This is a genomic window from Halomonas sp. 18071143, from assembly GCF_019211725.1.
GTDB lineage: Bacteria > Pseudomonadota > Gammaproteobacteria > Pseudomonadales > Halomonadaceae > Vreelandella > Vreelandella stevensii.
In genome coordinates, this window is record NZ_CP078120.1 from 2,870,301 (window position 1) to 2,887,397 (window position 17,097).

16 protein-coding genes are annotated in these 17,097 nt (G+C 62.7%); 9 read left to right on the forward strand and 7 right to left on the reverse strand.

Annotation, left to right across the window (positions count from 1 at the left end):
- Positions 1-68: 68 nt before the first annotated feature.
- From deoC to cdd, 5 genes are all read left to right on the forward strand, one after another.
- The gene (deoC, locus tag KVY02_RS13535) at positions 69-872 is read left to right on the forward strand and encodes a deoxyribose-phosphate aldolase (protein ID WP_218313698.1); all 804 of its coding nucleotides are present in this window, start codon (positions 69-71) and stop codon (positions 870-872) included.
- On the forward strand, positions 873-2,225 hold the full coding sequence (gene deoA / locus KVY02_RS13540; protein ID WP_218313699.1) for a thymidine phosphorylase: 1,353 nt from the start codon (positions 873-875) through the stop codon (positions 2,223-2,225).
- Positions 2,225-3,469 (forward strand): phosphopentomutase, encoded by a 1,245-nt coding sequence (locus tag KVY02_RS13545; protein ID WP_218313700.1) that lies wholly within the window; start codon positions 2,225-2,227, stop codon positions 3,467-3,469. The genes deoA and KVY02_RS13545 overlap by 1 nt, the downstream gene beginning before the upstream one ends.
- Before the next feature lie 209 nt (positions 3,470-3,678).
- A complete protein-coding gene (gene deoD, locus KVY02_RS13550) occupies positions 3,679-4,404 on the forward strand; it encodes a purine-nucleoside phosphorylase (protein WP_016914679.1) in 726 nt (241 codons plus the stop codon).
- Positions 4,405-4,472: 68 nt separating this feature from the next.
- Positions 4,473-4,880 (forward strand): cytidine deaminase, encoded by a 408-nt coding sequence (gene cdd, locus KVY02_RS13555; RefSeq protein ID WP_218313701.1) that lies wholly within the window; start codon positions 4,473-4,475, stop codon positions 4,878-4,880.
- Here cdd and KVY02_RS13560 read toward each other — a convergent pair.
- The 5 genes from KVY02_RS13560 to KVY02_RS13580 all read right to left on the reverse strand — a co-directional run bounded on the left by KVY02_RS13560 (position 4,877) and on the right by KVY02_RS13580 (position 10,687).
- Positions 4,877-5,866 carry a LacI family DNA-binding transcriptional regulator gene (locus KVY02_RS13560; protein WP_218313702.1) on the reverse strand — a complete coding sequence of 330 codons (990 nt, stop codon included), beginning with the start codon at positions 5,864-5,866 and terminating at the stop codon, positions 4,877-4,879. The genes cdd and KVY02_RS13560 overlap by 4 nt on opposite strands.
- A 101-nt stretch (positions 5,867-5,967) precedes the next feature.
- Complete coding sequence (locus KVY02_RS13565; RefSeq protein WP_039176744.1) at positions 5,968-7,230, reverse strand: ABC transporter substrate-binding protein; 1,263 nt, start codon at positions 7,228-7,230, stop codon at positions 5,968-5,970.
- A 63-nt stretch (positions 7,231-7,293) separates the two neighbouring features.
- Positions 7,294-8,343 carry a Gfo/Idh/MocA family protein gene (locus tag KVY02_RS13570; RefSeq protein WP_218313703.1) on the reverse strand — a complete coding sequence of 350 codons (1,050 nt, stop codon included), beginning with the start codon at positions 8,341-8,343 and terminating at the stop codon, positions 7,294-7,296.
- Complete coding sequence (locus KVY02_RS13575) at positions 8,340-9,119, reverse strand: ThuA domain-containing protein (protein WP_016914684.1); 780 nt, start codon at positions 9,117-9,119, stop codon at positions 8,340-8,342. The genes KVY02_RS13570 and KVY02_RS13575 overlap by 4 nt, the downstream gene beginning before the upstream one ends.
- A gap of 146 nt (positions 9,120-9,265) precedes the next feature.
- The gene (locus KVY02_RS13580; RefSeq protein WP_081195482.1) at positions 9,266-10,687 is read right to left on the reverse strand and encodes a hypothetical protein; all 1,422 of its coding nucleotides are present in this window, start codon (positions 10,685-10,687) and stop codon (positions 9,266-9,268) included.
- Positions 10,688-10,868: 181 nt separating this feature from the next.
- On the opposite strand from KVY02_RS13580, the gene KVY02_RS13585 reads away from it, so the two are divergent.
- Both KVY02_RS13585 and KVY02_RS13590 read left to right on the forward strand, forming a co-directional pair.
- Positions 10,869-11,891, forward strand: a complete 1,023-nt coding sequence (locus KVY02_RS13585) for a J domain-containing protein (protein ID WP_081195480.1) — start codon at positions 10,869-10,871, stop codon at positions 11,889-11,891.
- 80 nt (positions 11,892-11,971) lie between these two features.
- Positions 11,972-12,409 (forward strand): hypothetical protein, encoded by a 438-nt coding sequence (locus KVY02_RS13590; protein ID WP_081195478.1) that lies wholly within the window; start codon positions 11,972-11,974, stop codon positions 12,407-12,409.
- Here KVY02_RS13590 and KVY02_RS13595 read toward each other — a convergent pair.
- Positions 12,377-14,761, reverse strand: a complete 2,385-nt coding sequence (locus tag KVY02_RS13595; RefSeq protein WP_218313704.1) for a mechanosensitive ion channel domain-containing protein — start codon at positions 14,759-14,761, stop codon at positions 12,377-12,379. The two genes, KVY02_RS13590 and KVY02_RS13595, sit on opposite strands and share 33 nt — an antisense overlap.
- A gap of 110 nt (positions 14,762-14,871) precedes the next feature.
- On the opposite strand from KVY02_RS13595, the gene KVY02_RS13600 reads away from it, so the two are divergent.
- Together KVY02_RS13600 and KVY02_RS13605 are read left to right on the forward strand one after the other, a co-directional pair.
- A complete protein-coding gene (locus tag KVY02_RS13600; RefSeq protein ID WP_100730874.1) occupies positions 14,872-15,870 on the forward strand; it encodes an amidoligase family protein in 999 nt (332 codons plus the stop codon).
- Positions 15,863-16,531 (forward strand): gamma-glutamyl-gamma-aminobutyrate hydrolase family protein, encoded by a 669-nt coding sequence (locus KVY02_RS13605; protein ID WP_218313705.1) that lies wholly within the window; start codon positions 15,863-15,865, stop codon positions 16,529-16,531. Before KVY02_RS13600 ends, KVY02_RS13605 begins: the two co-directional genes overlap by 8 nt.
- On the opposite strand, the gene tpx is transcribed toward KVY02_RS13605, so the two are convergent.
- Positions 16,528-17,031, reverse strand: a complete 504-nt coding sequence (gene tpx / locus KVY02_RS13610) for a thiol peroxidase (RefSeq protein ID WP_081195472.1) — start codon at positions 17,029-17,031, stop codon at positions 16,528-16,530. The two genes, KVY02_RS13605 and tpx, sit on opposite strands and share 4 nt — an antisense overlap.
- Positions 17,032-17,097 lie beyond the last annotated feature (66 nt).

Below are 17,097 nucleotides of genomic sequence, written 5' to 3' on the forward strand. Positions count from 1 at the left end.
ATAACGCAACGGGCGCTGCTGTGTGAACGCAGTGCCCGTTTTGTCTTTTACCGATCGATGAGAACTTCATGACTGCCACCGCTTCCCCCCAGCTTACCCAGGCCGCCCGTCACGCCCTGACGTTAATGGACCTCACCAGCCTGAACGACAGCGACACCGACAGCGTGATCGAAGCGCTGTGCCAGCAGGTCAAGACCCCCTACGGCCACCCGGCAGCGGTGTGCGTTTACCCCTCGTTCATCGTCACGGCAGCCCGTGCGCTGAGCGCCCACAAGCTGGATGACCAGGTCAAGATCGCCACGGTCACCAACTTTCCCCATGGGGGCGATGACATCATGGGCGCGGCCCGTGAAACCCGCGAAGCCGTGGCATCGGGTGCCCATGAAGTCGACGTGGTGTTCCCCTACCGCGCCTTGATGGCAGGCGATGAAGAGACTGGCCGCGAGCTGGTGGAAATGTGCAAGGCCGCCTGTGGTGGCCAGGCATTGCTGAAAGTCATCATCGAATCCGGCGAACTCAAGGACCCTGCGCTGATCCAACGTGCCAGTGAGCTGGCCATCGAAGGCGGCGCGGATTTCATCAAGACCTCGACCGGAAAAGTGCCGGTCAATGCCACGCTGGAAGCCGCCGAGATCATGCTCAAGGCCATCAAGGCCAGCGGCAAAGACGTTGGCTTCAAAGCCGCCGGCGGCGTACGCAGCGCAGAAGAAGCCGCTGAGTACCTGGCGCTGGCAGCCGACATCATGGGGCCGCAGTGGGTCACCCCGGCACACTTCCGGTTTGGTGCCTCCAGCCTGCTAGGCAACTTGTTGAACACACTCGACGGTGGCGCTGACGCGGCGCTGCTCTCCACCACCAACGGAGGCTACTAAATGTCGTCCAACGCTTCTCACCACGCGCTGCTCCCTCAAGAACTGATTCGCCTGAAGCGCGACGGCCAGCCGCTGCCCGCTGAAGAGATCAAGGCGTTCGTGCAGGGCATCGCCGATGACCGCATCAGCGATGCGCAGATCGGCGCCTTCACCATGTCGGTCTTTTTGAATGGCATGAGCCGCGAAGAAGTCGTGGCGCTGACCACCGCCACGCGCGATTCTGGCCACGTGATGCAGTGGGATTCGCTCAACCTGCCCGGCCCCATCGTGGACAAGCACTCCACCGGCGGCGTGGGCGATCTGGTGTCGCTGGTGCTGGGCCCGTGGGTCGCGGCCTGCGGCGCCTTCGTGCCGATGATTTCCGGCCGTGGCCTGGGCCACACCGGCGGCACCCTGGACAAGCTGGAATCGATCCCCGGCTATGACCCCTACCCCGCCCCCGAGCGCTTCAGTGAGGTGGTTAAATCCACCGGCGTGGCGATCATCGGCCAAACCGGCAACCTCGCCCCGGCCGACAAGCGCATCTACGGCGTGCGTGATGTCACCGCCACCGTGGAATCCATCCCGTTGATCACGGCCTCGATTCTGGGCAAAAAGCTGGCCTCTGGCCTGGACGCCCTGGTAATGGACGTCAAAGTGGGCAGCGGCGCGTTCATGCCCACCCCGGAAAAGTCCCGCGAACTGGCCAAAAGCATCGCCAACGTGGCCACCCAGGCAGGCACACCCACCACCGCCCTGCTCACCGACATGAGCCAGCCGCTGGCCCCGTGTGCCGGTAACGCGGTAGAAATCGTCGAAACCCTGGCGCTGCTGCGCGGCGAGCGAGCCAACAGCCGCGTGATGCAGGTCACCCGCGAACTGGCCGTTGAAATGCTGATTGCGGGCAAGCTGGTGGCCAACCGCGAAGAAGCCCTCGCCAAGCTGGACAAAGCGCTGACCTCTGGCGCGGCGGCAGAAGTGTTTGCCCGTATGGTGCGCGAACTGGGCGGCCCCGCCGACTTCATGGAGCGCTCGGACAGCTACCTGGCCACCGCCCCGGTCGTTCAAGCGGTCTACCCCGAGCAGAGCGGTATCGTGCAGCGTTTCGATACCCGCGCCGTGGGCATGAGCGTGGTAGAGCTGGGCGGCGGCCGCCTGCGTAACGACGCCAGCGTCGATCACAGCGTGGGCTTCAGCGACATCGTCGAAATCGGCGACCGTGTCGACAGCCAGCGCCCGCTGGCCATCGTCCACGCCCGCACGGAAGACGCCGCGGCCCGTGCCGCTGCTCAGCTTCGTGCGGCGGTCACCATTGGCGATGCCGACGCCACCGCCGACACCCTGTTGCAAGAGACCTTCCGAGGAGAAGCCTGATGCGCCGCGCCATCGTCCTGGTACTCGACTCTTTCGGGATCGGTAGCGCCCCCGATGCCGCCACCTTTGGCGACCAGGGGTCAGATACTCTGGGCCACATCGCCGCCGCCTGTGCCCGTGGCGAAGCAGACACTGCCGAGCGCTCCGGCCCATTGTCGCTGCCCAACATGGCCGCGCTAGGCCTGTTCCACGCCCACCGCGACGCCACTGGCAGCGTGGCGGAAGGCGTCAGTTTGCCCGACCAACTGACGGGCGCTTACGCCCACGCCAAAGAGATCTCCAGCGGCAAGGACACCCCTTCCGGCCACTGGGAAATTGCCGGTGTGCCGGTGCGTTTCGACTGGGGCTACTTCCTCGATAAAACCGACAGTTTCCCACTCGAACTGCTGGACGCCATCATTCGTGACGCCAAGCTGACCGGAGTGATCGGCAACTGCCACGCCTCAGGCACCGAGATCATCGCTCGCCTGGGCGAAGAGCATATCGCCACCGGCAAACCGATCATGTACACCTCGGCCGACTCCGTGTTCCAGATTGCCGCCCATGAAGAGCATTTCGGCCTGGAGCGCCTCTACGCGCTGTGCGAAACCGTCCGCGAGCTGCTGGAGCCCTACAACATTGGCCGCGTCATCGCCCGACCGTTCATTGGCGAAGACCGCGCAAGCTTTGCGCGCACCGGCAACCGCCGCGACTACAGCGTCGAGCCGCCCAGCCCCACCGTGCTGCAAAAGCTCGCCGATGCCGGGGGCGAAGTGGTGTCGATTGGCAAGATCGCCGACATCTACGCCCACTGCGGCATCACCCACAAGGTCAAGGCCAGCGGCCACGATGCCCTGATGGATGCCACCCTGGCGGAAGTCGCGCGCACCGCCAACGAAACCAGCGACCGCCCGACCATGATCATGACCAACTTCGTGGATTTCGATTCGGTCTACGGCCATCGCCGGGACGTACCGGGCTACGCCGCCGCGCTGGAGCACTTCGATGCCCGCCTGCCGGAGCTGCTGGCAGCCCTCGATGACGACGACCTGCTGCTGCTCACCGCCGACCACGGCTGCGACCCCAGTTGGGAAGGCACCGAGCATACCCGCGAATACGTGCCGATCATGGTACGCGGCGCAGGCTTCGCCCCCGGCCCGCTGGGCGAGCGCGGCACCTTTGCCGACATTGGCCAAACCCTTGCGGCGTTCTTCGCCGTAGGCGCCATGGCCGACGGCGAGAGCTTTTTACCTGACGCTGCTTAAAGGCAAATAACCAACCTCTAGCAAAAAATCGAGCAAGGTCTGAATCAGCCCGTAGCGGGGGTCTTTCGCCAAGGCCGGAAAATGTTCCCAACAATTCCGGCATTTCCGCCATCCATGGCGGTCAGATGGCGAAAGTAGCGCCCAGGGAAGGGTTCACAGCGCCCCCGCGAAGGGCTGATTCAGACCGTTAAATTATATGGGAGCGTGACATGGCTACACCGCATATTAATGCCGAAATGGGCGATTTCGCCGATACCGTCCTGATGCCTGGCGACCCGCTGCGCGCCAAGTACATCGCCGACACCTACCTGGAGAACGTGCGCCAGGTCAACGACGTGCGCAGCATGTTCGGCTACACCGGCACCTACAAAGGCCGCGAGATTTCCGTCATGGGCCACGGTATGGGCATCCCCTCCGTGTCCATTTACGCCAAAGAGCTGATTACCGATTACGGCGTGAAGTCGATCATCCGCGTGGGCTCCTGCGGCGCGGTACGTGACGATGTCAACGTGCGCGACGTGGTGATCGGGCTGGGTGCCAGCACCGACTCCAAAGTGAACCGCATGCGCTTCAATGACCACGACCTGGCCGCCATTGCCGACTTCGAGCTGGCCAGCCACGCAGTGGCAGCCGCCAAAGCGCAGAACGTCGCCGTGAAAGTCGGCAACATCTTCTCGGCGGACCTGTTCTACAACCCGCAGACCGACATGGCCGAGCTGATGAAGCGCTACGGCATCGTCGGCGTCGAGATGGAAGCCGCAGGCCTGTATGGCGTGGCCGCCGAGTTTGGTGCCCGTGCACTGACCATCTGCACCGTCTCCGACCACATTCTGAAAGGTGACTCGCTCTCCAGCGCCGACCGCCAAACCACCTTCAACGACATGATGGTGATTGCCCTCGACACCGTTCTGCGCGATGACGCCGCCAAGGCGTAATGCCCGGCATCTTTAGCCCATAGACATCCTGAACACATAGACATCCTGAACACAGAGAGAATAGCGCCATGAGCCACGCGGATCAGGCATTGGTCGACACGCTGCTGACCACCTTGGGCAACGCCTACGCACCCTACTCCAACCACCCCGTGGCGGCGGTGATGGAGTGCCCCGACGGCCAGCAGTTTGCCGGTAGCAACGTGGAAGTCGCCCACTACAAAGGGCTGTGTGCCGAAGCCTCGGCCATTTCTGCCATGGTTACCGCTGGCCAGCGCGAGCTGGCCAGGGTCTACGTGATGGGCCCCGGCGAGCACCTCTGCACGCCCTGCGGCGACTGCCGCCAGCGCATCCGCGAATTTGCCACCCCTGGCACGCAAATCATGGTGCTCTCCAAACAGGGCGAGGTGTTGAAAACCTACACCATGGACAGCCTGCTGCCCGACGCTTTTGGGCCGGAGCAGCTGCCGGGGCGTTAAGCTGTCTCCCGCAGCACTAGCGCCACCGGCAGCGACACGTGCCGGGGCGCTTTTCCTGCCAACGCATCGCCCAGCAGCTCCACGCTCATTGCCGCAATGGCGGCAATGTCCTGGCGTACCGTGGTCAACCCCGTGGCCAGAGTGGGCAGGTCGTCAAAGCCGGTGACGGCTACCTCGCTGGGCACACGAATACCGCTGTCTTCCAGGGCGGCCACGCAGCCCAGCGCCAGCTCGTCGGTGGCACAGACCAGCGCGTCGAAGAGCAAGGATGCGTCTGCGCGCTCCTTGAGCAGGCGGTTGAGCTGGCGATAACTGGTCAGGGAGTCCGAGGTCAGCCGATGCGGCAGGCTGATCAACTGTTCGCTGAGCCCCGCTTCGGTGACGGCACGCTGATATCCGGAAAGGCGGCTGAGAGGCCGCGGCACGTCCAGCTCTCCCCCCACAAACGCAATCCGCGTTCGCCCCTGCTCGATCAGGTGCTGCGTCATCTGGTAAATGCCCGAGACATCGTCCGGGGCCACCGAAAAGCCGTCTCCTGCGTTGCCAATTCGTACGAAGGGAACGCCCGCTGCCTGCAGAAGGCCTGGTCTGGCATCTTCTGCCGTTTCGCCCAGCAAGATCGCGGCTCCTGCCCGCTCGGGCAGCTCATGGGTCTGATCGTGATGAAAAAACACCGGTACCATGCCTTGCTGGTGCAGCGCCACGGTCAGGTGCTGGTAGAGCAGAATGTAGTAGGGCCGCAGCTCGATATCCTGTCGCCCAAGGGAGATTCCCACCACCGCCGCCTTACCGCTGATCAGTTGGCGGGCGGCGGCGCTGGGTTGATAGGCCAGCTCACGGCTGATGGTCAGAATCCGCTCGCGCAGCGCGTCGCTCAGCCCGGGCTTGCCGTTCAAGGCTCGGCTGACCGACGCGATGGATACCTCGGCACGCCGGGCAATTTCGCGGATGGTCGCCGCCGGTGCGCTCGATGTGTGCTGTTTCATGCCTGGCCTCAGCCGCCGTTGGGGGGCTTGATTGTACAAAAAGCGGGGCGGAAAATCGCCGCCCCCTGAGCAAGCAACCCCGTGCCAGCCAAGCCCTTGCGTTACCAGCCGCGTCTTCCCAGGCGCGAGAGTTCTCCCTCCAGCTGCTGCACGGCCTGCTCCGCCGTCATGTTGCCCGATAGCGCATCGTGCATCCGGTTGAACACGGCATTCGACACCCGTGGGTAAGCGCTGCCGGTCACGCTGGCGGGGCGCGGCACGCCCTTCATGACCGTCTCGTAGAGCTCGCCAATGAACGGCTGCGCGGCCAGCACCTCGTCATCCTCATACAGTGCCGGGCGCGTGGGGTTACGGCCAAACTCGATGGCGTGGGCTTTCTGCTGGGCTTCGGCGGTCAGATAGGCCACCAGCTCAGCGGCCACGTCAGGGTGCGCCGAGTAGCGAGACACCGCCCAGTTCCAACCGCCCAGGGTGGCCACCGACTGGCCTTCAGGCCCACTGGGCAGCGGCGCCACGCTGAATTTGTGCTGGATCGGCGTTCCGTCCGCCTGGCCCAGCGACCACGCGTAGGGCCAGTTGCGCATGAACACCGCGTTGCCCGCCTGGAATACGCCTCGCGCTTCCTCTTCCATGTAGTTGCGTACACCTTCCGGGCTGATATCACCTATCCAGGAAGCCGCCAGCGCCAGCGCTTCCACGGCCTGAGGGTTATTGACGGTGACCTGTCCGTCGGCATCCACAAAGGTGCCACCGCCGTAGCTGGCCACCCACTCCAAGGCGTTGGTGGTGAGCCCTTCGTAGGCCCGCCCCTGGAAGACGAAGCCATGCATGCGCTCATTACCAGCCTCCCGCTCGGCGTTTTGAATACGCCGAGCGGTGTCGGTGAGCGCTTGCCAAGAGTGCGGCACCTCTTCACCGTACTGCTCCAGCAGGTCATGGCGGTAGTAGAGCAGCCCGGCATCGGTAAACCACGGCAGGGCCACCAGCTTGCCTTGCACGGTATTGTTGTCCATCAGCGAGGGAATGAACCCCTCGGTGGCGCCTTCCGGCAGGTACTCGTTCAAATCCACCAGGTGCTCTGCCAGCAGCCCCGGCCAGACGATATCCACCATCAGCACATCGACATCTCGGGACTGGCTGCCCAGCAGCTGTTGATACAGCGAAAGCTTTTCCGTGGGCGAGGCTGGCGTGGTGACGATATTGACCTGATGGCCGTTGGCTTCTGCCCAGCGCTGGGCAAGCGCCGGGCAGAAATCCGCCGCCCCGCCATCGCCACAGGCCACGGTGATCTCGGCGGCCAGAGCAGGCAGTGCCACAGGCAGTAACGTCATCAGCAGCAACGGTGTTTTCAATGTTGAGCGCATCGTGGAATCCTCATCTTGTTATTGGGTGTCTTGCGGTCAGAGATGCTCGATGAAATCTGCTGATCAACTGGCAATTGCCAGGCTGCGGTCCTCCAGGCTGGAAACGAAACAGGCGTCCAGCACGGTTTGAATGGCCGCGCCTCGGGCAAAGTCGGGCTGGTCGTTTTTCCCAGTGCGAATGCTCTCGATAAAGCGCTGGTAGATGCTGGGCGTGGGCGGCGCCTTGACGGTGCTCCAGCGAGCGGGATGCACGTCATCGTTCAGGCACACCTGAACTTCATCCTTGGAGGCGTCGAGATCCACGCGGATCGCACCCTTGTCGCCATGAACGCTCAGCGTCAGTGAGTTGTGGTGCCCGGTTGCCCAGCGGGTTGCCTGAATCGTACCCATGGCGCCGTTGGCAAAGCGCACGCGCATCAGCGCCGTGTCGTTGGCATCCAGCAGGTAGTCGCCGATGCGGTTGTCCGGGGCTTTGTCGAAGCAGGTGAGTTCGCAGTTGACGCGGGTGATATCGCCCACCGGGAAGCTGGCAAAATCGACGATATGCACGCCCACATCGCCCAGTACGCCTTTGCTGCCGTGGGCTTCCGAGAGCCGCCAGAGCCACTGGCTATCCTCATCCCAGCGCCCCCAGGCGTTGCTCACCAGCCAGCTCTGGCGATAGCTGGCATCCACGTGGCGAACGGTGCCGATGGCGCCGCCGGTAATCAGCGCTCGGGCGTGCTGAATGGCGGGGGCGTCACGGTAGCTCAGGTTGACCATGTTGATGACCTTGGCGGCCTGGGCGGCAGCGACCATCTCGTGGGCATCCTCGGCATTGGTGGCCAGGGGCTTTTCACACAGGATGTGTTTACCCGCCGCAATGGCCGCCAGCGACGTGGCCTTGTGCACGCCATCCGGAGTGACATTGCTCACCGCGTGAATATCGTCGCGGGCCAGCATGTCGTCCAGCGACTGGTACACATCGGCAATGCCATGGCGCTCGGCGAAGGCCTGCGCCTTGGTGAAATCACGGTCGCATACGGCAACTACTTCGACGCCTTCGAGTCGACCATAGTGCTTGGCGTGCTCCCCCGCCATGCTGCCCGCGCCAATAATCGCAATACGGATCATTTGAAGCCCTCCTCACCGGGTTTGTGCAGGCTTTCGCCCTTGATCTCGACCGGGTTGGGCGCCTGGTCGGCGGGGACGTTGGGGCAGCTGTCGATCCACCGGGAGCCTTCCGGCTGTGCCCAGACCACGGCGTTCTTGAGCACCCGCTTTACCTGCTCGTCGTAGTAGATCGGGTAGGTTTCGTGGCCGGGACGGAAGTAGAAAATCTTGCCGTTACCGCGCTTGTAGGTCAGGCCGGAGCGGAACACTTCGCCGCCTTCGAAGGCACTGATGAAAATCACCTCGTCCGGGTTGGGCACCGCAAAGGGTTCGCCGTACATTTCGGTATGGGGCAGTTCGATGTAATCTCCGAGCCCTTGCACGATGGGGTGGCCAGGATTCACCACCCAGAGCCGCTCACGCTCGCCGGCTTCTCGCCACTTCAGTGAGCAGGTAGTGCCCATCAAGCGTTTGAAGATTTTCGAGTAGTGGCCGGAGTGCAGCACGATCAAGCCCATGCCCTGCAGCACGCGCGTTTGCACGCGGTCGACGGTCTCTTCCAGCACGTCGCCGTGGGCGGCGTGGCCCCACCACAGCAGCACGTCGGTATTCTCCAGCGTCTCTTCGTCAAGCCCCTGCGCCGGGTCTTGCAGCGTGACCGCCGTGGCCGTTAGCGCTTCCGCTTCATTCAACCCATCGGCGATGCACTGGTGCATGCCGGTGGGGTAAATACGCGCCACTACGTCGTTGGTTTGTTCGTGGACGTTTTCGCCCCATACGGTGACTCGGAGTGTCATGTCGTTCTCCTCAGCGTTGAGAGGTGCTTGCTCACGAATGTGAGCGCTGAGGAGAAAAGTAAACGTTTACTCAAGAAGAGTAAACGTTTACTTATTGGATTTTAGTCGAACACCACCGGCGCACTGGCGTCAGGTTCTATTGCTGTTCAGACTGGAGCTTCGTCGGGGCGGTTCTCGGCGACGCGCTCGACATCCACGATGCCCGAGCGGCTGACCACGACTTTCCAGCGCGCCAGGTAAGGGGCATCTTCGCTGCCCGTTTCGCGCACCACCAGGTTGAACAGGTGGCGGCGCTCGACGCTTTCCCGCACCGCCTGCCCCTCTTTCAGGCGATAGATATGGTGCTTATCCTTGCTCATCAGTCGGGTCAGCATGGAGAGGTCAATGCTCAGGGTTTCGCGGGTATGCTCATAGCCGCTCAAGAAGCGCGTGGGGGACATGCGCGAGCTGGAACGATAGTGCATGACCACCTCTTCGCGCTGGGCCACCGTGCGCCGCCGCATCTGCTGTATGTCCTGGTCGAGGGCGGTATAGCGCTTGTAGTCGAACCATTCGAGCTGCCGACCGACCAGCGCATTGCGGGTAGGGTCGATGTATTGTCGCCGCCACTTGGGTCGGCCTCTTCTCAGCCATCGCCATAGGGTATTGCGCAGGTCGTCCTTGAACACTTCGCGCATGGCGTAGAGCAGCGCCATGGCCAGCACGAACAGTGCGGTGATGTCGCCAATCACGTCGCGCAGGTGCAGTACCCCCAGCGACACGAAGGCCATGACCACCGCGGTGGCCAGGGCCTTGACGGCTTTCTGTTCGCCGCTACCCAGCTCCAGCGCACGCTGCTTGAGCGTGATCGGGTACTCGATCAGCCGTCGCAGCAGGCGCATCTTGTTGGACATGCGGGTGGGGTCATCGCGTACGCGCTCGGCGTTGTACTCCTGCTGCTCGCGGTATTCACCTTCACGGTGGCAGATGGTCACCAGGCGTCGTTTGACCTCGCTGAAAGACCCTCCTTTCGGCATATGCGCCACCAGCGCCAGCAGCTGCTGCTCGGTGAACCAGGAAAGATAGTTGTCGATGTTGGCAAAGTACTTGTATAGCCGCTCATCGGTGGGCGGGTTACGCCGCAGGCGTTTGAGAATGCCGTCGCTCAGGTCGCTCATCTCGACCAGCTGGTCGTAAAGCTCGCTCGCCTTGTCGTGGGTATTGCTCTTCTCCTCACCCTGCAGGCGGCGCAGTTTACGGGCAGTGGAAAGCATGCCCTGGGTGGTGCGCTCCAGCGCCACCACGTACTGGTAGGCGTAGAGACTGAGGCTCAAGCGGTAGGAGTCGCTGCCCAGCTGGTTACGACTGGCCAGGCGGCTATGCACCAGCGGCAGATGGTACTCGTCGCTGTAGTAAGTGCGCGAGACGTTGATGGCGGCGTGATAAAATGCTTCTTCGGAGATGATGTGCGTACTCAGCCCCAGCTCTTGAGGCACGAACAAGTACACATCCAGCGTATGTGAGGTCTCTTCCTTCAGCCGTCGAGACAAGCGCAGTTGGAAGCTGTTTTTACGTTCAACGTTGATCACCCTCACTTATCTCCTGCTTTCATGACAGACTCGATGATATACCATGGTGAGCTCGCGAGTACGGCTGGCTGGCAGAGCGTCGTCTGCCAGCGCACCTCGATTAAAGACCGTACCATGAAGGTCGCGCCATGCAGCGCATATCATGGATCAGCGCTTTACTTCTTCGCCTTGGAGCCCAGGGATGCCCATCGCCCGTTTTTCACCCTTTGAGCTGCTGCTGCTAAAAAGTCGTAGCCAAGTGGATACGGCCACGCTACTGCTGCTTGGCTGGGTGCTCGTGCATCGCCAGCACGTTTCCGAGGGGCAACGCCGACGTCGGCTGGCCCAGGTCAGCGCGCAGTTTCGCCATGGGCACGAACTGGGGCCGATCATGAGCATTGCCCATAGCCAGGACCTTCACGCCATTCAATTGGCCGCCGAAGTCGTGCGCAAGGAGTGCTCCAGGGAGCGTAGCCTCAGCGTAATGCACCAGGCCATCACGGTGGCTACCGACGATGGCGAGCTATCGCTGGCCAACCACTATATTCTGCGCTTTCTGGCCGACCTGCTGAACGTGGTGCCCACGACCCTGAACACCCTGTTTCAGGAACTGACCGGCAAGCCGCTGCGAGCCCCGGAAGACCCTAGCCGCGATGCCTATTGGCAGGTGCACGACCCGGCGTATTACGCCCACAAGGCCGAGCAGGAAGCCCAGGCTGCCGAGCGAGAACAAGCCGCCCAGGCACAGGCCGAACAGCAGCAGCGCGCCAAGGCCGACAAGCAGCACGCACGCGCGCAGCGTCAGCAGCAAAAACAGCAGCGTAAGGAGGAAGCGCGCCAGGCTAGGCAGCGTGCCGAGCAAGCCCAGGAACACGCACGTGCAGAGCAACAGCGCCAGGAGCAGGCTCGCGCCGAACAGGCGCGTCGTGAACACGCCCGCCAACAGCAGGAGCAAGCCCGGGCGGAACAGGCCCGCCGCGAACGTTATCAGCGCGCCCCTCATCCTCCCCCGCCACCCGACCGTACCACCCGGGCACTGGCCGTGCTGGGGCTGACGCCCGGCGCCAGCAAGACAGAGGTGCGCAAGGCCTATCGACGCATGGCGCAGCTGCATCACCCCGACCGCTTCTATTCGGAAAGCGAACATCAGGTGGCGCTGGCCTCGGCACGTTTTCAGCGCATCAAAAACGCGTATGATTATCTGATGCAAACTTACCAGGCATGATGGATCGGCAAGCCTGCCGACCAATAGCCTGTCACCATGCTTTTTCACTGTGCTCACTGCTACGAGACCGACGCCGGATTATGCGCGACCTTTACCAACGCCTGACCCTGCCCCCCAATGCCAATGAGCAGCAGATCGACACCGCCGTGGCGCGCTGCCCCAATAGCGCCCTGCGCCAGGACGCCACCTCGGTGCTGACGGTGGCCCCGCACCGTGAAACCTACGATGCGCTGCACGGCACCTTGAGCGACATCGGCCGCCTCCGCGCGCGCCTTGGATTGACCCACGGAGCACACTGGCAAGGTGACGTGGCCAATGACTTCTCGCTGCCCCCTGACCACGCCATCTCGCGCCATGACGAACTGGTCGACCGAGTCAGCCACGCCGTTTCGCTATATAACCGCTGGCGAGGGCTGCGCGGGCCCTGGCTGCTGGTCACGCTGTTTGCGCTGGGCACAGGCCTGGGGCTAGCCACTGGCATTGCCCTAAGTCTGGGACTTGGGCTGGGGTTGCGCTAGCGGCGGCACGGCTGTTGAGCCCTCGGGGCGCTGCCGCTCGTCACGGCGAGTTTCGGCCTCGGTGGGCCTGGGCGCAGGCCTGGGTGGTTCGGGGGCATGCTGGGGCGAATCGACGTCGCCCTGCTGGCGATGCTGCAGCGTCATGTCGGTGCCATGGGGCTCGTCGCCACGGGCCTCAGAGCGTGCCTCCATACGCACGCTGAGCCGCGGTACACCCAGGTCAATTTCCTGGGCTTCCATGCGCTGCTTCAGCAGCAGATTGAAGGCCCGTGACACGTCCCACTGCATTTCGGGGGCGGTGCGAAAGCGCATCCGTAATATCGGGCAGCCATCTTCGAAGGCCTGCACCCCCTGCATCTCCAGCGGCGACCAGATGTAGTGACGCATCATCGGGTCCTTGCGCAATTCCTGAGCCGTTTCCTGCATCAGCGTGATGGCGTCATCGATTTTCATGTCATAGGGAATGCGAATCCGCATCAAGGCAATGCCGAATTGGCGCGACATGTTGTGGATCGATTCGATACGGCTAAAGGTAATGATGTGTAGCACGCCGTCCAAGTCGCGCAGTCTGACCGTCCGCAGCGTCAGCCCTTCGACGGTGCCCATGTGCGTATTGATGGTGACGAAATCATCCACCGCCAGCGAGTCTTCGATGAGAATGAAGATGCCGGTGATCAAATCCTGCACCAAGGTTTGCGCGCCAAACCCCACCGCCAGACCGATCACACCAGCACCGGCCAGCAGCGGCGTGACGTTGACCCCAAGGTTGGCCAGCCCAGCAATCACCGCAATGATCAGGATGGTGACGAAAATCACGTTACGGATCATCGGCGTGATGGTTTGCGCGCGGGCCTGGTTGACGCGCCGACCCCGTGACCGCGCGGAGGAGGTCAGCGCCCGCTGAATGGCGGTATCGGCAAAAATCCACACCAGCCATGCCAACAGCACGGTGGCCCCCAGGCTGACCAGCGCCTGACCAATACGCGCACTGGCCACTCCCTGTTGCCCCAAACCAAACAAAGAACCGCCCCACACCTGCATCGAAAGCTCGGCAAAAACCATCCAGACGCTCAGGTGCGCCAGTACGAAGCCAAAGCGCTCCAGTCGCTTGCGATATTGGCTAAAGCGGCGGCGATGGCGCCGCTTGCCCAAACGCTCTTCCTGACGACGCAGCAGCCCGGTAATCACCAGGGTCAACACCAGCAGGCTAGCCGACACGATCGAACGAGCCAGCGCGGTCCCCACGTCGCCCACGGTAACGAACATCGCCAGCAGCGAGCCGCCCACCATCAGCAGGGCAGGAATGTGCCATAGCCCGCCCAGCGCACGAACCAACTCCACGGCCGTGCTGGCGTCACGGCGCTGTTTGTAAGGCCGATTACAGATGAGATGACGAATAGGGCGCTGGTACTTGAAGATGAAGCGCGCCGACAGCAGCGCTGCCAGCATGTTGGCCAGCACGGACACCAGCCCCGACAGCTCGGTCCCCAGCAGCTCCATCAGGCGGGTAGAGTTGACGGCGTCTCCCAGGGCAATCAGCGCGCCGATGACGAACAGCCCCCGCAACGCTTTGTGCTGTAATACTTGCACGGCGGTAAAACGGTGCCCGCGGCTAAAGAACGCCACCACCGTTTCGAACACCACCGACAGCGCCCGGCCACACAGGCAGATATAGGCCACCACCAGCACCAGGGCGCGGCCGGGGCTGTAAGGCAGCAGCTGGCCGACTCCTAGTGTAATGACGAAAGCCAGAGCCCAGGGCAACATGCGCCGCAAGAAGTGGACCGCCAACAGCCAGGCCTTGGGGTCCCGGGGCAGGTCCAGCGGCCAATGACGCCGCTTGGCCACGACGCGACCAAAGGCAATCATCGCCACCAGCAGGCCACTCCAGATAACGGCCAGCAGGGCACCTTCTGCCACGGCTCGGACAGCATCCCGCTGGTCGGCCCCGGCATTCAGAGCGCGCAGATCCTCGACCCCCTGCACCAGCTGTCGAGACCACTCGTCGATAGGCGAATCCCCGGCCTGGGCCTGTTCACCGATATCGGAAAGCGTATCGGCCAGAGCGCCCAACAATCCTTGGCGCACCACGCCTTCTTCTTCCACGGCTTCGGCACTCAGCTGCAGCTCGCGCAGCGAATCCAGCAGTGCGCGGCGCTGATCTTCGCTCTCCAGCATGTTAATGACATCATTCAACGAACTCTGGAAGTTCTCGCTGGCGACGTCCGGCTGTTCTTCGCTCTCACTACCCACCAACGCAGGGAGCGAGACGCTCTGGGCGTGTGCGGTGACGCTGATCATCAGGCTGAGTAGCGCCCCTAGAACGATGCTAATTATCCACTGCTGTCGCACGCATGACTCCCGTGGAAAGTGACTGTTGAATCGTGGCTCTTCTCTTACTCAGCCTAAGCGTGTGATTATGATAGGCTAAACGCACTAACGTTCACCTCCAGGATATCGAGATGACGCTGCAGGCTCCTCCCCAACGCTTGAACCCGGACGGCCAGACTCGACGCGTGGGCGTCGAAATCGAGTTTGCCGGGCTCCCCCCTCGCGAGACGGCCGAGGTGGTGCAGGCACTGTTTGGTGGTGAGCTTAACGTGGTCAGCCCCCATCGGCTACAGGTGGCCGACACACGCTGGGGAGCGTTCGAGATCGAACTGGATACTCAATACGCCCATCCAGACCAGACGTTGTTGGACGCACAGCAGGACAATGACAGCGAGTGGGCCCGCCAACAGCATCAGCGGCGGCTGGAATTCCACCAAAAGACCCGTGAACTGATCGGTGACATGGTGACCGGGCTGGTGCCCACCGAAATCGTCTGCCCTCCCATCCCTTGGGAAGAGCTCGAAGCGTTGGACACTCTGTTCGACACCTTGCGGGAAAAAGGCGCCAAGGGCACCGATGCCAGCCTGCTGTACGGTTTCGGCCTGCACCTGAACCCGGAAATCGAGCGTAACGAGGTCGATTATCTGCTCGCCATGCTGCGCGCCTACCTGCTGCTGGCCAGCTGGCTACGTCAGGAAATCAAGGTGGACATTACCCGAGAGGTGCTGCCACACGCCAACCCGTTCCCCAAGGAGTACGCCCGCAAGGTGCTGGACCTGCGTTACCAGCCGGATCTCGACACCTTCATCGACGACTACCTGGCCGATAACCCTACCCGCAACCGCGAGCTGGACCTGCTGCCGCTGTTCGCCCACCTGCGCCCGGAACACCCTCACGAGCTGCTGCACGGCCAGTTGACCAAGCCACGGCCCACTTTTCATTACCGGCTGCCCAATGCGCAGCTGTCGCAGCCGGGCTGGGGCAGCGTGATGGAGTGGAACCGCTGGGTGGAGGTAGAGAAGCTGGCCCACGACCAGGACATCCTTCACGCCCGCTGCCAGGAGTACATGGCCGAACAGAACCAACCCTGGTGGCGGCGCCTCAAGCGCAGACTGTTTGGCCATGCCTAGACCTCTAATCGGCATCACGACCTCGGATTACAAAAGCCAGCTTGCCTGGTGCTTCGACTGGTTTGCCGTCTGGCGACACGGCGGCAGGCCGCTACGCCTTTCTCCTTCTCGCCCGTTGCCGGAGCACCTGGACGGCCTGATCATTGGCGGCGGAGACGACATTCAAGCCCACCTGTACGGCGGTGAAGTGCAGCTGGACGTACGCCTGGACCCAGCCCGTGACGAGCTGGAACTCCACCTGCTGAAGCGTTTCATTCCTCGCCATACGCCAGTGCTGGGCATCTGCCGAGGTGCGCAGCTGATCAACGTGCATCTGGGCGGCAGCCTGGACCCCGATATTTACACCACCCACGAAGGCTTGAAGCGGCGCCGCACGGTACTGCCCCGCAAAACCGTCGACATCGTGGGCGACAGCCAGCTCTATCGTTTGTTGGGGGTGACCTGGTGTCGTGTGAACAGCCTTCATCATCAGGCGGTCAACCGGGCAGGCAAGGGCATTCGGATCGTGGCGCGTGACCGCGATGGGCTGGTGCAGGGCATCGAGTCCACGGACCATGCGTTCCTGATAGGCGTTCAATGGCACCCGGAGTGGCTGATCTTCAACCGCCCCCAGCAGCGTTTGATACGTGCGCTGGTGGAGGCAGCCAAGGCGTCCCGCTAGCCTTTCAGCGCCGCCAGCGCCGTGTCGTAATCAGGCTCGTTCTTCAACTCGCTGACCAGCTCGCTGTGCAGCACCCGATCCTCGGCATCCAGCACCACCACGGCACGGGCGCAGAGCCCTTCCATGTTGCTGTTGCATAGCGCCACGCCCCAGTCCTGCTGAAATTCGCGGTGGCGGAACGTCGAGAGCGTCTCCACGTTGTCCAGCCCTTCGGCACCGCAAAAACGCTTGGCCGCAAACGGCAGGTCGGCAGACACCACCAGTACCACGGTGTTGTCCAGCGACGAGGCCAGCTCATTGAAGCGTCGCGTGGACGTTGCACAGGTGGGCGTATCGACGCTGGGGATGATGTTCAGCACCTTGCGCTTGCCTGCATAGGTCGCCAGGGTGACGTCTTCCAGGCTGCCGTTGGTGAGCGTCATGGCCGGTGCATCCTGCCCCACCGCCGGTAAGGTGCCCGCCACATCCATGGGTTGACCTGCCCGCGTAATCTGTTGCATATCAAGCTCCTAATGTATGGTAAAAGGGGAATGACGATCAGTGGCCCAGCTTACCGTGGAACTCCC

Excerpts from the sequence above, each read along its gene's own strand:
- KVY02_RS13545 (WP_218313700.1), top strand. The coding sequence starts at position 2,225 with ATGCGCCGCGCCATCGTCCTGGTACTCGACTCTTTCGGGATCGGTAGC.
- KVY02_RS13605 (WP_218313705.1), top strand. The coding sequence starts at position 15,863 with ATGCCTAGACCTCTAATCGGCATCACGACCTCGGATTACAAAAGCCAG.
- KVY02_RS13575 (WP_016914684.1), bottom strand. The coding sequence starts at position 9,119 with ATGACACTCCGAGTCACCGTATGGGGCGAAAACGTCCACGAACAAACC.
- KVY02_RS13565 (WP_039176744.1), bottom strand. The coding sequence starts at position 7,230 with ATGCGCTCAACATTGAAAACACCGTTGCTGCTGATGACGTTACTGCCT.
- KVY02_RS13570 (WP_218313703.1), bottom strand. The coding sequence starts at position 8,343 with ATGATCCGTATTGCGATTATTGGCGCGGGCAGCATGGCGGGGGAGCAC.
- deoA (WP_218313699.1), top strand. The coding sequence starts at position 873 with ATGTCGTCCAACGCTTCTCACCACGCGCTGCTCCCTCAAGAACTGATT.
- cdd (WP_218313701.1), top strand. The coding sequence starts at position 4,473 with ATGAGCCACGCGGATCAGGCATTGGTCGACACGCTGCTGACCACCTTG.
- KVY02_RS13600 (WP_100730874.1), top strand. The coding sequence starts at position 14,872 with ATGACGCTGCAGGCTCCTCCCCAACGCTTGAACCCGGACGGCCAGACT.
- tpx (WP_081195472.1), bottom strand. The coding sequence starts at position 17,031 with ATGCAACAGATTACGCGGGCAGGTCAACCCATGGATGTGGCGGGCACC.
- deoC (WP_218313698.1), top strand. The coding sequence starts at position 69 with ATGACTGCCACCGCTTCCCCCCAGCTTACCCAGGCCGCCCGTCACGCC.
- KVY02_RS13560 (WP_218313702.1), bottom strand. The coding sequence starts at position 5,866 with ATGAAACAGCACACATCGAGCGCACCGGCGGCGACCATCCGCGAAATT.
- deoD (WP_016914679.1), top strand. The coding sequence starts at position 3,679 with ATGGCTACACCGCATATTAATGCCGAAATGGGCGATTTCGCCGATACC.
- KVY02_RS13585 (WP_081195480.1), top strand. The coding sequence starts at position 10,869 with ATGCCCATCGCCCGTTTTTCACCCTTTGAGCTGCTGCTGCTAAAAAGT.
- KVY02_RS13590 (WP_081195478.1), top strand. The coding sequence starts at position 11,972 with ATGCGCGACCTTTACCAACGCCTGACCCTGCCCCCCAATGCCAATGAG.